The following is a 14,078-nucleotide window of genomic DNA, read 5'->3' as shown; positions in this document are numbered from 1 at the left end:
AACATAGCGGCCGCGTCATTGCTGCTCGCCAGATTTCATTTTCTCCGCATTTTCCGCAAACTGCAGGGCTTCCACCACGTCTTGTATCTCCCCGTTCATAAAAGCGTCCATGTTATACACCGTCATGCCGATGCGGTGGTCTGTAATACGGCCCTGGGGATAGTTGTAAGTACGTATTTTGGCGGAACGGTCACCGGTAGAGACCAGGCTTTTTCTTTTGGAGGCAATGGCATCTTCATGTTTGCGTACGGCCGCCTCATAAATGCGGGTACGCAGCATGCGCATGGCTATATCCCGGTTGGAGTGCTGGCTGCGGCCCTCCTGGCATTCTACCACCACGCCGGTGGGAATGTGGGTGAGCCTTACGGCAGACTCTGTTTTGTTAACGTGCTGGCCGCCCGCACCGGAGGAGCGGAAGGTATCCATCTTGATATCTGCCTCCCTGATCTCTACGTCCACATCATCTGCTTCCGGCAGTACTGCCACAGTGGCTGCAGAGGTATGCACCCGGCCGGAGGCTTCCGTAGCCGGCACCCTTTGCACGCGGTGAACGCCAGACTCAAACTTGAGTGTGCCGTACACGTCATCGCCCGTTACTTCCACCACCACTTCTTTATACCCGCCCGCAGAACCGGGGTTCTCGTTCATGATGGCGGTTTTCCAGCCTTTATTCTCGCAATAGCGCAGGTACATCCGCAGCAGGTCTCCCGCAAACAGGGCCGCCTCATCGCCGCCAGTGCCGCCCCTGATCTCGAGGATAGCGTTCCGCTCATCCTGCGGGTCTTTGGGAATCAGCAGGTTGCGGATCTCCGCTTCTGCTTTCTCCTTCTGCTCCGCCAGGCTTTCCGTTTCTTCTTTGGCCAGCTCGCGCATTTCCTCGTCCCCGCTTTCCAGCACTTCCTTGTTAAAAGCAATGGCATCCAGCAGGTTCCGGTAGGCATCATATGCCTTTACTATTTTTTCCAGCTGGCGGTACTCCTTGCTGAGCTTGCTGAACTGCTTGTTATCTTTCACCACCTCCGGGTTGGTAAGGGCCAGGGCAACCTGCTCGTACCGGCCTTTGATGGCATCTAGTTTATCTATCATACTGGATCAGGAATTAGTAATTACGAATGAAAATTGCGTAATTCGTAACTGTTTTGGGTTGCAAAATTACGTTTTTAGGCATAATAAAAAGGGATGATCAAGCTGACAGCAGACGATATTTTTGACGGCACACGCTTTCTCGGGCCAGACAGGGTGGTGGTACTGGATAACGACGGTACGATATCCGCCGTGGTGCCCTATTCCTGGGCCGGAGACGACGTGCGGCGGGTAGCGGGCATACTCTGCCCGGGGTTCGTGAACACGCATTGCCACCTGGAGCTTTCCCACATGCAAGGGGTGATACCCGAAGGAACGGGGCTGCCCCGGTTTCTTACCGCCGTTATGGAGCAGCGCCAGCCCTCGGCGCTGGAGGTGCTGGAGGAAGCCATGGCCCGGGCCGCCGCCGCCATGCAGCAGGAAGGTATTGTAGCCGTGGGCGATATCTGCAACACCACCGCCACCATTCCCCTCAAGATCAACTCGTCCCTTTACTGGCACAGCTTTGTAGAATGCATGGGCTTTACGGACACAACAGCGCCGCAACGCCTGGAGCATGCGCTTGCGGTATGGGCAAAGTTCAAGGGTTACCAGCTCCCCGGCTCCCTGGTGCCGCATGCCCCCTATTCCGTATCCGCCACCCTTTTCCGGTTGATTGCCGGTATGGAGAACAATACGCCGCTGTGCATCCACAACCAGGAAACCGCCGCGGAAAACGAATTGTACCTGCATAAAACCGGGGCCTTCCTGGATTTTTACCAGCATTTCAATATTGCCGCGGAGAGTTTTGAGGCTACGGGCCGCAGCAGCCTGCAGAGTTTTTTGCCGTATTTCAGTGAGGCCGGCAGCATGCTACTGGTACACAACACATATACCTCGGAAACGGACATGCGCTTTGCTGAAAGCGCCGCGCCGCAGGTACACTGGTGCCTTTGCCCCAATGCCAACCGGTACATAGAGCAAACCCTGCCCGATGTACCGGCCTTGTTGCGGTCATGCGCCAGCATTACACTGGGCACAGACAGCCTGGCTTCCAACCACCGGCTGTCTGTCTGGGCAGAGGTGCAAACCGTCTGCCACCGCTTTCCAGACATTCCGCTGGAAACCGTGCTGCAGTGGGCCACACTCAACGGCGCCCGCGCGCTGGGCATAGACGAAGTATATGGCAGCCTGGAAAAAGGGAAAAAGCCGGGACTTGTGCAGATCGTCAACAATACCGCAACAATTTTTACTACCTGAGCATACATCCGCATCACTATGAAAGACATCCTGAACCAGGTCATTCTCGGCAATACCATCGCCAACTATGGCATTGTGCTGGCTATTGTACTGTTCATTTTCTTCATACGCCGCTTCCTGTCCAAACAGCTGGCGGCGGGGCTTTTCAGGCTTATCAAACACTGGTCCCCGCAAATCAGCGAGCATGAATTTGTGGAATTGTTGCTGCGGCCGCTTGAATACTTCCTGCTGCTCACGGCGTTCATTATGGCCAGCAACCACCTGGTGTTCCCGGAAGAGCTGAACATCACGCTGTATAACCGCGCCAGCGGCCCCTACCGCCTGCAATCGCTGATACAGCTGGTACTGCAGGTTACTTTCAGCCTCACCATCATCTGGATAGTATTGCGGCTGATAGACTTCATAGCCCTCATCCTGGAAAAAAAGGCAGACCTCACAGAAGATAAAACGGACAACCAGTTCATTGTTTTTTTTCGTGACTTTTTCAAGGCCATCATCATTATACTGGGCAGTATGGTGGTGATCCACATCCTGTTCGGGAAAGGGCTGGTAGAGAAGCTGGTGGCCGGCCTCGGCATAGGCGCGGCAGCCCTGGCCCTGGCCGCCAAGGAAAGCATCGAGAACCTTATCGGCTCGTTCATTATTTTTTCAGACAAACCGTTCCGGGTGGGAGATTTTGTGAAGGTAGACTCCTTCCAGGGCACCGTGGAAAAAATAGGCCTGCGCAGCACACGCATCCGCACGCTGGAAAAAACCTTTGTGACCGTGCCCAACAAAAAGATGGTAGACTCCGTGCTGGACAATCTTTCGCTGCGTACCCAGCAACGAGTGGCCATCAAGCTGGAACTGGCGGCAGACACACCGGCCGCCAGCGTAACGCAAGTGGTGAAAGACATCCATGCCCTGCTGGCCAGCCACCGCGATGTGGAACCGGGCTACTCCGTGAACTTTTTTGATTTCAGCAAAGATGCTTTTGTGCTGCAGATCATTTACATGACCAATATTCTCGACGGCAACCGGTACCTCCAACTGCGGGAAGACGTGAACCTGGCCGCCATCGGCATCATGGAGCAGTATGGCGTACGGCTGGCCATGAAAACGGATACGCCGCCTTCAGCCTGATGCCGAACGCTGCAATCAAAAAAGGCCAACCGCAAAACGGTCAGCCTTTTATTTGTTGCCTGCAAGCAGGCTTATCAATCTTTTCTCTTGGCATTCATTTTCATCAGTATCTGGGCCAGGTTTTCCTCCACACTGCCGGATGAACCGGCCGTGATACGGCCTTCTTCTTTCCCGTTCTGCAATACCAGTATGGTGGGTACTTTTTTTACCTTGTAGCCGTCTGCCGCCTCACTCCCGCTATTGCCGGAGTTATCCACCCCGTACATCTGGATGTTCTCTTCCGGTACGCTGGCCAGTATCATCACTTTATAAAACTCGGGCAGCAGTTTGCGGCTGGCCTCATCTGCCGTGTTCACCAGGGCCACCAGTTTTATTTTCTCTTTATTGGTCTTGATGTAGTTCACCATGTTGGCATTCACGTCATATTTGTTTACGCCGGTATAAAACCATGCAAAGGCCGAATCGTTGCTTAATTGTTTCAGTTCCAGCTTGCCCTTCACCTGCCTGGGCCCGTTCTGCCCCATGGCCACGGTAGACAACAGTAAACCGCATCCTAATAATACTCTGTGTAAACGCATAATATCTGGTTTATAATTGATCTTTTAACTCTGTTAGAAATGTTCTGACCTTCTGCAGCGATTTCACCATTTCAAAATTACGGGAGGCGGAACGCTTGTCTTCCCGCAGCTTTTGCTTGGCCCCCTCAATAGTATATTTCCGCTCACGCAGCAAGTGGTAGATCAGCTTCAGGTTGTGGATGTCTTCCTGCCTGAAGAGGCGGTCTCCTTTCCGGTTCTTTTTAGGTTGCAGGATATCGAACTCGTTTTCCCAGTAGCGTACCAGGGAGGTGTTGACCCTGAACATGCCGGCAACCTCGCTGATGGAATAATACTGTTTGTCCAGCGTCAGTTTTTCCAGCTCCTGTATTACGGTAGGGTCTCCGGCCAGTTCTTTCAGGCTTTTGCGGCCGCGTTTCTTGCCTTTGCCGGGCAGTTCCACTACGCCGCCGTTGGCCGCTGCGTCCGCTGCATCCTTCTCCTTGTCCGTTGCCGGTTGTTGCGCTGCTTTCGGCGGAACGGGCGTTGGCAGTTCAGTGGCAAATAAATCCAGTTGCTGCATCATAACCGAGATCAATTGTGATTGAAAAAGAATACTGATACAATATTACGGAATCGCTCACGCATACTGCCCTGCCAAACCGTCTATTTTTTGCACAACCGGGCATTTCCTCCAATAATCATTCCATTAATCGAAAGACTGGTTGCCGGAGCGGGCAATTTTCAGCATGCGGTCAAATTGTTCCGGGGTAAGGTCGTTGTAAAAGAAATACACGGGGTCTACCTTCACGCCATTCTTCACCACTTCGTAGTGGCAATGCGGCCCGGTAGACTTGCCGGTGCTGCCTACCCAGCCCAGCACATCGCCCCGCTTCACGCCCTGCCCGCGTTTCACCTTCATGCGCACCATGTGGCCGTACAGGGATTTGTAACCATACCCATGATTGACCACTACGTGGTTGCCGTAGCCTACATCGCTGAGGCTGGCCTCTTCTATCACCCCGTCTCCGGTAGCGTAAATGGGCGTACCGGAAGGCGCAGTAAAGTCAAGCCCGCTGTGAAACTTCATGGTTTTGTAGATCGGATCTATGCGGTAGCCGAAACCGGAGGCAATACGGTCAAGGTCTTTATTGGCCACCGGCTGAATGGCCGGTATGGAGGCCAGCATTTTCTGTTTGTTCTTGATCAGGTCTTCTATCTGCAGGTAAGATTTTTCCTGCATTTTTACGCGGTTGGTCAGTTCCCCCAGCATTCTGGCGGCGCTGGCAATAATTTCACCGTTCTCCTTGCGCTGCAGCTGCTGTATCTCTTCATCCTTGTCAGGCTGGCCGGCACGCACGCTGTCTGGAATAGGGGCCGCTTCAAAAATGACCCGGTAAATGGAATTATCGCGGTGCTGCAACTCGTCAATTTCCGTTTTGAGGTCTGCCATACGGCCTTTGAGGCCTTCGTACTCTTCCTTCATATTGTCAATGTCCCGGCGCAACAGCTTTTCCTTGGGAGAGTCCAGGAAGCGGTAAGCCACAGAAAGGAAAAGGATGCCCGTTACAATGGCGGCTGATAAAAAACCCAGTATCCGGAGTATTTTCACCCGCAGGGATACTACGAGCTTTTCGTACTTGAGCGTTTGAGTATTGTAGAAATATTTGACCTTCTTCATGTACCAGTTGGCTTGATATGGCGTACGCATTCCCGGTTTTTCACAGGAAAACGGCGGTTATAGCTTGTTTTTTTGATGAATACAATCTATTTATTTCGATATTTTTGCACCGCGTTCAAACGCCCCTGGCAGCAGCGGCGGTATAAACAGGGGTGCACAAACCTAAGTGAAATAGGCTAAAACGGCAACCTTTTGAGCGCCAATTTTCCCGGCGGACCACTTTGCATAAAATACAAATAAACGCCAAATTTGGAACCGACGCAATTATAAAGTTAAAATTAGATATTAATACGTAGTAATATTTTATGACCGCAGCCGAGATCAGACAACAATTCCTGGATTTTTTTGCTTCCAAAGGCCATCACATTGTGCCTTCGGCCCCTATTGTGGTAAAGAACGACCCTACCCTGCTGTTTACCAATGCGGGCATGAACCAGTTCAAAGACATTTTTCTCGGCAACAAACCGGCCACCTGGAAAAGGGTGGCAGATACCCAGAAGTGCCTGCGCGTAAGCGGCAAGCACAACGACCTGGAGGAGGTGGGCATTGACACCTACCACCACACCATGTTCGAAATGCTGGGTAACTGGAGCTTTGGCGACTATTTCAAGGAAGAGGCTATTGCCTGGAGCTGGGAGCTGCTGACAGGGGTATACAAGCTGCCCAAAGACCGGCTGTATGTAACTGTGTTTGAAGGAGATGCGGCGGAAGGGCTGGCGCCTGACAGCGAGGCCACGGCCTTCTGGAAAAGACATGTGGCGGAAGACCGCATCCTGATGGGCAACAAAAAAGACAACTTCTGGGAAATGGGCGATACCGGCCCCTGCGGCCCCTGTTCTGAGATACATGTAGACTGCCGGCCAGATGAAGAAAGAGCGGCCATGCCGGGCAAAGACCTGGTGAATAAAGACCACCCGCAGGTCATTGAGATATGGAACAACGTATTCATGCAGTTCAACCGCCTGAAAGACGGTTCCCTGGAGCCGCTGCCCGCCAAACATGTAGACACGGGCATGGGCTTTGAACGCCTGGTGCGGGTATTGCAGGGCAAACAAAGCAATTACGATACAGACGTATTCACCCCCGTAATACACGCTACAGAAAAACTCTGCGGCAAACAATACGGCCAGGTGGAAAAAACAGACATCGCCTTCCGCGTCATCGCGGACCACATCCGCGCCATCTGCTTCACTATTGCAGACGGTCAGCTGCCCGCCAACAACGGCGCCGGGTACGTAATTCGCCGCATCCTGCGCCGCGCCGTGCGGTACTACTTCTCCTTCCTGGATGTGAAAAAGCCGCTGCTGCATGAGCTGGTGCCTGTACTGGCAGCACAGTTCAGCCAGGTATTTCCCGAGCTGCAGCAGCAGGAAGATTTTGTGAAAAAAGTAGTGTTCGAAGAGGAGAACGGTTTTCTCCGTACGCTGGACAGTGGCCTGAGCCGCATTGAGGCCATCACTGCCGCCACCGCCGCACAGCCTGTAATTGAAGGCAAAACCGCGTTTGAGCTGTTTGATACCTACGGCTTCCCCATTGACCTCACCAACCTGATAGCCTCTGAAAAAGGCTATTCGGTAGACATGGCGGGGTTTGAGGCCGAAATGAAAAAACAGAAAGACCGTTCCCGCGCGGCCACGGAGCTGGACATGGGAGACTGGACGCTGCTGAGCGAGCAGCCCTCCGGCATTTTCACCGGTTATACCGAACTGGCTGCAACGGCCCAGGTGCTCAAATACCGGAAAATAAAAGCGAAAGGCAAAGAGCAATACCAGCTGGTGCTGGACAAAACGCCCTTCTACGCGGAAAGCGGCGGGCAAGTAGGAGATACCGGCGTACTGCGCTTCAACGGAGAGATCATTCCGGTAACAGATACCAAAAAGGAAAACGACCTCATCGTACATTTTACGGACAAGCTGCCCGTCAAAATAGAAGGCGCCGTGCAGGCCGAGGTAGATGCCGCCAAACGGCAGGGCATTACCCGCCACCACTCTGCCACGCACCTGCTGCATGCCGCCCTGCGCCAGGTACTGGGTACGCACGTGGCGCAAAAAGGATCGCTGGTGAACGCGGATTACCTGCGTTTCGACTTTTCCCATTTTGCCAAGGTAACAGATGAGGAGCTGGCCCAAATTGAAGCCATTGTAAATGAAAAGATCAGGGAAAACATTCCCGTGGTTATAAAGGAACTGCCCCGTGAAGAGGCGCTTAAACTTGGCGCCATGGCGCTGTTTGGCGAAAAATACGGTGAAACCGTGCGTGTGGTGACCATAGACCCGGCCTATTCCATAGAGCTTTGCGGCGGTACCCACGTAGGCAGTACGGGCGAGCTGGGCCTGTTCAAATTTGTATCTGAAGGTGCGGTGGCCGCCGGGGTGCGCCGTGTGGAAGCCGTAACGGGCGCCAAAGCGGAGACCTATGTGAGCGAGCAGCTGCAGCAATTGAAAGCCGTAAAAGCGCAATTGAAGAACCCGAAAGACGCCGGCGCCGCGGTAGAAAACCTGGTGAACGAAAAAGCCGCGCTGGAAAAACAGGTGGCCGCACTGGAGCTGAAGCAGGTGCAGCAACTGGCCGCAGCGCTGCCTGCTAAGGCAGCCACGGTAAACGGCGTACAGTTCCTGGGTACACAGGTGGAGGCGGGCAGCGCAGACATGCTCCGGCAATTTGCTTTCGCCGTAAAAGACAAGCTCTCCGAGCCTTACCTGGTGGTACTCTGCGCGGAAACAGGCGGCAAGGCGCAGGTAGTGGTGATGTTATCTGACAGCCTGGTGAAAGACAAGGGTTTGAGCGCGCAGAAGATCATAAAAGAACAGGTAGCCCCGCTGATCAAGGGCGGAGGAGGCGGCCAACCTACGCTGGCAACAGCGGGCGGTCAGGATGCCGGTAACCTCGATGCTGTGATAGAAAAAGTAAAAGGGCTGTTGTGAGTCCCGGAAATATAATTGTCAGGCTGGCCGTTTGGCCAGCCTTTTTTTTGACCGGTTCCCGCAAAGCTTTCCTCCCTCCCGTCTTTTTAACAATCTTTTTATCCCGCCCCATCTATTTTAACATTTCCTTACCCTCTCCCAACCTTAAATTTGCGAAAACCGTAAACACGTTTTGATATGCGCAAATTATTGTACATCCTCAGCATGAGCGCCCTGGCCACCTCACTGGTATTGCCGGCCGCCGCCCAGGAAAAACGTTCCGGTAAACTGGGAGAGTATGATGAGATCGTCATTAAAAGAAAAAATGGTGACAAAAACGCCAAAGTAACCATCGAGATCAGAGATGGAGAGGTGCTGGCAGACGGCCAGCAGCTGAATGCCTACAAAGGAGACGGCATCATCATCCAGCGCCGCCGCATTGTTCCCCGCAACGGTAATATGGGCGCCATGCCTTTCTTCAACGATGATGATGACCATAGCTTCGCCATTACCGGCAACAAGGCCGTACTGGGTGTCATCACCGAAAAGAAAGAAGCCGCCGGCGCCACCGTGGTTGAAGTAGGAGAAGGTACCGCCGCCGAAAAGGCCGGCCTCAAAAAAGGCGATGTGATCACCGCTGTGAACGATAAAAAAGTGAGCGAGCCGCAAGACCTGCATGAGACGATAGGAGAAATGGAACCGGGAGACAAGGTAACGGTAACATATAAACGCAACGGTAAAGAAAGCAAGGCAACCGCCACGCTCGGCAAACGTACAGACAACGTGCCCCGCATTTTCAATTTCCCGCCTGCCCGGCCGGATAACCAGTTCCGCTTTCGTGGTGACATGCCTCCCTTTGGCAGCTTTGGCCCCGCGTTTGGCAACCGCGGTAACCGCCTGGGCCTGTCTGTTCAGGATACCGAAGAAGGTAACGGCGCAAAAGTGCTAGGCGTTACCAAAGGCTCTGCCGCTGAAGAAGCAGGTTTTGCCGAAAATGATGTGGTAACGGAAATTGCCGGCAAAGCGGTGAAGAACGCTGCGGAAGTGGCAGCAGCCTACCGTGACCACCAGCAGGAGAGCAGCATCACCGCCAAAGTGCGGCGCAACGGCAAAACGGAAACGCTCACCATTAAAGTGCCCAAAAGACTGAATACCGAAAATTTGTAATTATAGTTTAAGTGTAAGCAAAAGAAGCGGCCCGCGTAATGCGGGCCGTTTTCTATTTCATGATCATTTTAGCCAGTTTTATTTTGTTACCGAAGGGCGGGTATTTCACCGGCACATCCAGCCAGGTAGCGGTTTTCATCACGCCCTTCATATGCGTGAACTCTTCAAAGCTGGAGCGGCCATGGTAGCGCCCCATACCACTGTAGCCAATGCCGCCGAAGGGCAGCTCCGTATTGGTGAAATGCACCAGCGTATTGTTAATACAACCGCCGCCAAAGGCCACCCTGTTAATGAACGCCTGCTCCGTTTTACGGTTACCTGAAAAAACGTATAAAGACAACGGATAAGGATTGCGGGCAATCATGCCCACCGCCTCGTCTGTATTGCGGTAGGTGATAACGGGCAGCACCGGCCCGAAAATTTCCTCCTTCATCACCGGCGCGTCAAAAGACACGTTGGTGAGAATAGTGGGGGCTATGTACAGCTGCTCCCTGTCCGTTCCGCCCCCGGCCTCCACATGGCCCTGCTGCAGGTAGGTGGCCAGGTGGTCAAAACGTTTATGGTTGATGATGCGCGGGTAGTCCGGGCTGTTGGCCGGATTTTCTCCAAAAAACTGTGTGATGGCGGCCTTCATGTGTTCCAGCAGTGGTGCGGCAATGGTTTCATGGGCCAGCACATAGTCTGGCGCAATGCAGGTTTGCCCCGCGTTCCAGCATTTGCCCCAGATGATGCGTTTGGCGGCCGTTTTGAGGTTGGCGGACGCGTCTACCACACAGGGGCTTTTGCCGCCCAGCTCCAGGGTAACGGGAGTGAGGTGGGGCGCGGCCATTTCCAGTATTTTGCGGCCCACGGGTATGCTGCCGGTAAAAAAAATATGGTCGAAGCGGTGCCGCAGCAGCTCAGGGATCACTTCCTGCCCTTCCCCGGTCACTACCGTCACAAAAACGGGATCAAACGCTTCAGCAATTACCTGCCGGGTGATGGCCTCTGTGTGCGGGGCCATCTCGGAGGGCTTGAGTATGGCGCAGTTGCCGGCAGCAATAGCGCCTATCAACGGGTTGACAAGTAGCTGGAACGGGTAATTCCATGGTCCTATCAGCAGGGTTAGCCCCTTGGGCTCCGGGTAGATCTTGCTGCCGGAGGGGTAATGCAGCAACGGCGAGCTGACCGGTTGCGGCCGCATCCATTGCCGCAGGTTGGTCAGGGTGTGGTCTATTTCGTCATATAACAGGCCTACCTCACTGCCAAAGGCCTCCATGGGATGCTTGCCGAGGTCTACATGCAGGGCGGCCAGTATGGCGGCTTCGTGGCGCCTGATCACCTTCTTGAGCTGCTTCAGCTGTGCCTTGCGGAAGGCATAAGAACGGGTAGCGCTGGAATCGAAAAAGCGCCGCTGGGCGTTGTACGTGTCAGTAACGGGCTTCATTGAAAAATGGGTATGTTCCCTGTAATTTCGTGAAAATTCCCTGCTTTTTTGCAGTTTGAATATCTTTGTGCGAATCAGTACGGAGAAAATAGTATGAGCGCAAGCATCGATTATAACAAGTATGAAGCGGTGATCGGCCTGGAAGTTCACGCCCAGCTTTTAACACATAGCAAACTTTTCAGTAGTGACAGTGCTGCCTTCGGCGGCCAGCCCAACACACACATCAGCCCGGTAACGCTGGGCCACCCCGGCACCCTGCCCTTCCTCAACCGCAAGGCGGTAGAGTTGGCCATCAGGCTGGGTTTTGCCTGCCACTGTGAAATTGAGCGCGAAAACTTCTTCGCCCGCAAAAACTATTTTTATCCTGACCTCCCCAAGGGCTACCAGATCAGCCAGCATACGGCGCCTATCTGCGTAGGCGGGCATGTGCCCATTTTTGCGGACGGCGCCGCGCGCAACATCCGGCTCAACCGTATTCACCTGGAAGAAGATGCCGGAAAATCCATGCACGACCAGGACCCTGACAATACCATGGTAGACTATAACCGCGCCGGGGTCCCCCTGGTGGAGATCGTGACGGAGCCAGACCTGCACCATGCAGACGAGGCGTATGCCTACCTCACGGAGCTGCGCCGCCTGGTGCGCTGGCTGGAAGTGTGTGACGGCAACATGGAAGAAGGCTCCATGCGCTGCGACGCCAATATTTCCATCCGCCTGAAAGGAGATACCGGCCTCGGCACCAAAGTGGAAGTAAAGAACATGAACTCCATCCGTAATGTGAAGCGCGCCATAGAGAACGAAATAAAAAGGCAGATAGAACTGGTGGAAACCGGTGAAAGGATCGTACAGGAAACGCGCAGCTTTGAAGCCTCTAACGGCAGCTCTTTCTCGCTGCGCTCCAAGGAAGAGGCAAATGACTACCGCTACTTCCCCGAGCCCGACCTGGCCCCTTTCCGTATTACCGAGGCCTTCCTGAACGAGATACGCAGCGCTTTACCGGAGTTGCCGGAAGAAATGGCACAGCGCTACATGCGCGAGCTGCAGCTGCCGGAATATGATGCCCGCGTGATCTGTGACGACAAGCCCACCGCCGCTTATTTTGAAGCGCTGATAGCCGCCACGCCCCATCACAAGGCAGCCGCCAACTGGATGCTGGGGCCGGTAAAATCCTGGCTGAACGAACGAAGCGGCAGTATGGAGCAATTTCCCCTGCAACCCGCCGCCCTGGCGGAGCTGATAGCCCTCATTGCAGACGGCAAGGTGAATTTTTCCATTGCTTCTTCGCGCATTTTGCCCGCCATGATAGAAACGCCCGGCAAAACGCCGCTGGCCATTGCCACGGAGCTGAACCTTATACAGGACAAGGACGAGAACAGCATTCTGCCGGTTATTGAGGCCGTGCTGGCCAAATACCCGGGCAAGGTAGCGGAGTTCAGGGCCGGGAAGAAGGGACTGATAGGGCTGTTTGTGGGAGAAGTGATGAAAATGAGCGCCGGCAAAGCAGACCCAAAACTCACCAATGAGTTATTGCTCAAACAGTTGAACAGCTAAGAACACCGCTCATCCAGTTTTGCGTGAATGGCCGGGCCAACTGCCTTGCCATTGCCGCATGCCGGAATAAGTTACGGTCCGTTTGCCTGTAACATGCGGTTGCCGGTTACATAATTTTAACAAAACTGCAGTGGGCATCCGGGTATTTAACCCTATTTTTGAATTTGTCATAGAAAAAAGAAAAACCATGAGAAAACTTGCCACCTGGATAGCCGGAGCAGCATTGCTGGCCGGCTGTGCGAGCCACCCGGAAAAAGGAGCCTTCAAGATCGACGTTAAGCTGGCCAATGCCCCGCTTGAAAAAGTGTACCTGGAAGAAATATCCGGCCAGGCACCTAAAGTAGTGGATACTACCGCCGTGAAAGACGCTTCCGGAAAGGTGGAGCTGGATGGCATGATAACCGAGCAGGGCCTGTACCGCATTCGCTTTGAAAGCGGCAAGTACATACTGCTGGCCCTGGATGCGGGAGACATGAGCATCAGCGGCGATTATAACGAGCTGGAAAAGATCAGTGTAAAAGGGTCCGAAGCTACCGCCGAGATCCAGCAACTGCTCAACCAGTACAGCGAAAAAACCCAGGCCCTCAGCAAGGAAATGCAGGCTATGGACAGCCTGCGCATTGCCCAAACGCCAGACAGTGTTATGGCCACCCGCATGGATGCGTTTGAGAAAAAGGAAGAACATTACAAACAATATTTCCTGGACGCCGCGCAGAAAAGCAAACACCCGGTACCCGCCGTGTTCGCCATCAACCTCGTAGGCTTCAAGGATGCGGAAGACATGCTGTCTCACAAAAAAGAGCTGGAAGACATCATTAAACGTTTCCCCGGCAACGCCATGGTAAAAGATATGCAAACCTTCCTGGCCGATGTGCAGAAAGACCAGACGCAGACCTCCGCCGCCGGCCCTGCATCTTTCATCGGGAAAGACGCGCCTGACTTCACCCTGCCTGACCCCTCCGGCAAAAACATCAGCCTCAGCTCCTTCAAGGGAAAATATGTGCTGGTAGATTTCTGGGCCAGCTGGTGCGGCCCCTGCCGCCAGGAAAACCCTAACGTGGTGAACGCCTACATGAAATACAAAAACAAAAACTTCACCATACTCGGCGTTTCGCTTGACAAGACAAAAGAAGCCTGGCTGCAGGCCATTGCGGATGACGGCCTGAACTGGAGCCATGTGAGTGACCTGAAATTCTGGGAGTCTGCCGTAGTGCCCCTGTACGGTATTACCGGCATTCCTACCAATATACTCATAGACCCGCAGGGCAAGGTGATAGCCGCCAACCTGCGCGGCAACGGGCTTGAAAGCAAACTGAGCGAAGTATTGCAATAAACTATTGCATTCCAGATACTAAAAAAGGGCCGGCTTT

11 protein-coding genes are annotated in these 14,078 nt (G+C 53.7%); 6 read left to right on the top strand and 5 right to left on the bottom strand.

The window, feature by feature from the left end:
* Positions 1–15: 15 nt before the first annotated feature.
* Positions 16–1,086: a peptide chain release factor 1 gene (prfA, locus tag D3A97_RS08620; RefSeq protein WP_119077960.1), complete on the bottom strand. Its 1,071-nt coding sequence runs from the start codon at positions 1,084–1,086 to the stop codon at positions 16–18.
* A 93-nt stretch (positions 1,087–1,179) separates the two neighbouring features.
* Between prfA and D3A97_RS08615 the strand changes: the two genes are divergently transcribed.
* Positions 1,180–2,322, top strand: a complete 1,143-nt coding sequence (locus D3A97_RS08615; RefSeq protein ID WP_119077959.1) for an amidohydrolase family protein — start codon at positions 1,180–1,182, stop codon at positions 2,320–2,322.
* 18 nt (positions 2,323–2,340) lie between these two features.
* Positions 2,341–3,444: a mechanosensitive ion channel family protein gene (locus D3A97_RS08610; protein ID WP_119077958.1), complete on the top strand. Its 1,104-nt coding sequence runs from the start codon at positions 2,341–2,343 to the stop codon at positions 3,442–3,444.
* Between the two features lie 74 nt (positions 3,445–3,518).
* Here the strand turns inward: D3A97_RS08610 and D3A97_RS08605 are convergent, their stop codons facing one another.
* The 3 genes from D3A97_RS08605 to D3A97_RS08595 form a co-directional block, all read right to left on the bottom strand.
* Positions 3,519–4,022 carry a thioredoxin domain-containing protein gene (locus tag D3A97_RS08605; protein ID WP_157986429.1) on the bottom strand — a complete coding sequence of 168 codons (504 nt, stop codon included), beginning with the start codon at positions 4,020–4,022 and terminating at the stop codon, positions 3,519–3,521.
* Between the two features lie 10 nt (positions 4,023–4,032).
* On the bottom strand, positions 4,033–4,566 hold the full coding sequence (locus D3A97_RS08600) for a MerR family transcriptional regulator (protein WP_232825893.1): 534 nt from the start codon (positions 4,564–4,566) through the stop codon (positions 4,033–4,035).
* A gap of 123 nt (positions 4,567–4,689) precedes the next feature.
* Positions 4,690–5,691, bottom strand: a complete 1,002-nt coding sequence (locus D3A97_RS08595; RefSeq protein WP_232825892.1) for a M23 family metallopeptidase — start codon at positions 5,689–5,691, stop codon at positions 4,690–4,692.
* A gap of 275 nt (positions 5,692–5,966) precedes the next feature.
* On the opposite strand from D3A97_RS08595, the gene alaS reads away from it, so the two are divergent.
* Entirely contained in the window at positions 5,967–8,585 is a 2,619-nt protein-coding gene (gene alaS, locus D3A97_RS08590) for an alanine--tRNA ligase (protein ID WP_119077956.1), read from the top strand.
* A 177-nt stretch (positions 8,586–8,762) separates the two neighbouring features.
* The gene (locus D3A97_RS08585; RefSeq protein WP_119077955.1) at positions 8,763–9,731 is read left to right on the top strand and encodes a PDZ domain-containing protein; all 969 of its coding nucleotides are present in this window, start codon (positions 8,763–8,765) and stop codon (positions 9,729–9,731) included.
* 52 nt (positions 9,732–9,783) lie between these two features.
* Here D3A97_RS08585 and D3A97_RS08580 read toward each other — a convergent pair whose 3' ends face one another.
* Complete coding sequence (locus D3A97_RS08580; RefSeq protein WP_119077954.1) at positions 9,784–11,157, bottom strand: aldehyde dehydrogenase; 1,374 nt, start codon at positions 11,155–11,157, stop codon at positions 9,784–9,786.
* 93 nt (positions 11,158–11,250) lie between these two features.
* Here D3A97_RS08580 and gatB point away from each other — a divergent pair, with 93 nt between their 5' ends.
* Both gatB and D3A97_RS08570 read left to right on the top strand, forming a co-directional pair.
* Positions 11,251–12,708, top strand: a complete 1,458-nt coding sequence (gene gatB, locus D3A97_RS08575; protein ID WP_119077953.1) for an Asp-tRNA(Asn)/Glu-tRNA(Gln) amidotransferase subunit GatB — start codon at positions 11,251–11,253, stop codon at positions 12,706–12,708.
* Between the two features lie 187 nt (positions 12,709–12,895).
* The gene (locus D3A97_RS08570; protein WP_198673897.1) at positions 12,896–14,041 is read left to right on the top strand and encodes a redoxin domain-containing protein; all 1,146 of its coding nucleotides are present in this window, start codon (positions 12,896–12,898) and stop codon (positions 14,039–14,041) included.
* Positions 14,042–14,078: the final 37 nt, after the last annotated feature.

The organism is Chitinophaga alhagiae, from assembly GCF_003568665.1.
Lineage (GTDB): Bacteria > Bacteroidota > Bacteroidia > Chitinophagales > Chitinophagaceae > Chitinophaga > Chitinophaga alhagiae.
This window is presented reverse-complemented; position numbering and strand designations above follow the sequence as displayed.

Excerpts from the sequence above, each read along its gene's own strand:
- D3A97_RS08570 (WP_198673897.1), top strand. The coding sequence starts at position 12,896 with ATGAGAAAACTTGCCACCTGGATAGCCGGAGCAGCATTGCTGGCCGGC.
- D3A97_RS08615 (WP_119077959.1), top strand. The coding sequence starts at position 1,180 with ATGATCAAGCTGACAGCAGACGATATTTTTGACGGCACACGCTTTCTC.
- D3A97_RS08595 (WP_232825892.1), bottom strand. The coding sequence starts at position 5,691 with ATGCGTACGCCATATCAAGCCAACTGGTACATGAAGAAGGTCAAATAT.
- D3A97_RS08610 (WP_119077958.1), top strand. The coding sequence starts at position 2,341 with ATGAAAGACATCCTGAACCAGGTCATTCTCGGCAATACCATCGCCAAC.
- alaS (WP_119077956.1), top strand. The coding sequence starts at position 5,967 with ATGACCGCAGCCGAGATCAGACAACAATTCCTGGATTTTTTTGCTTCC.
- D3A97_RS08605 (WP_157986429.1), bottom strand. The coding sequence starts at position 4,022 with ATGCGTTTACACAGAGTATTATTAGGATGCGGTTTACTGTTGTCTACC.
- D3A97_RS08580 (WP_119077954.1), bottom strand. The coding sequence starts at position 11,157 with ATGAAGCCCGTTACTGACACGTACAACGCCCAGCGGCGCTTTTTCGAT.
- D3A97_RS08600 (WP_232825893.1), bottom strand. The coding sequence starts at position 4,566 with ATGATGCAGCAACTGGATTTATTTGCCACTGAACTGCCAACGCCCGTT.
- prfA (WP_119077960.1), bottom strand. The coding sequence starts at position 1,086 with ATGATAGATAAACTAGATGCCATCAAAGGCCGGTACGAGCAGGTTGCC.
- D3A97_RS08585 (WP_119077955.1), top strand. The coding sequence starts at position 8,763 with ATGCGCAAATTATTGTACATCCTCAGCATGAGCGCCCTGGCCACCTCA.
- gatB (WP_119077953.1), top strand. The coding sequence starts at position 11,251 with ATGAGCGCAAGCATCGATTATAACAAGTATGAAGCGGTGATCGGCCTG.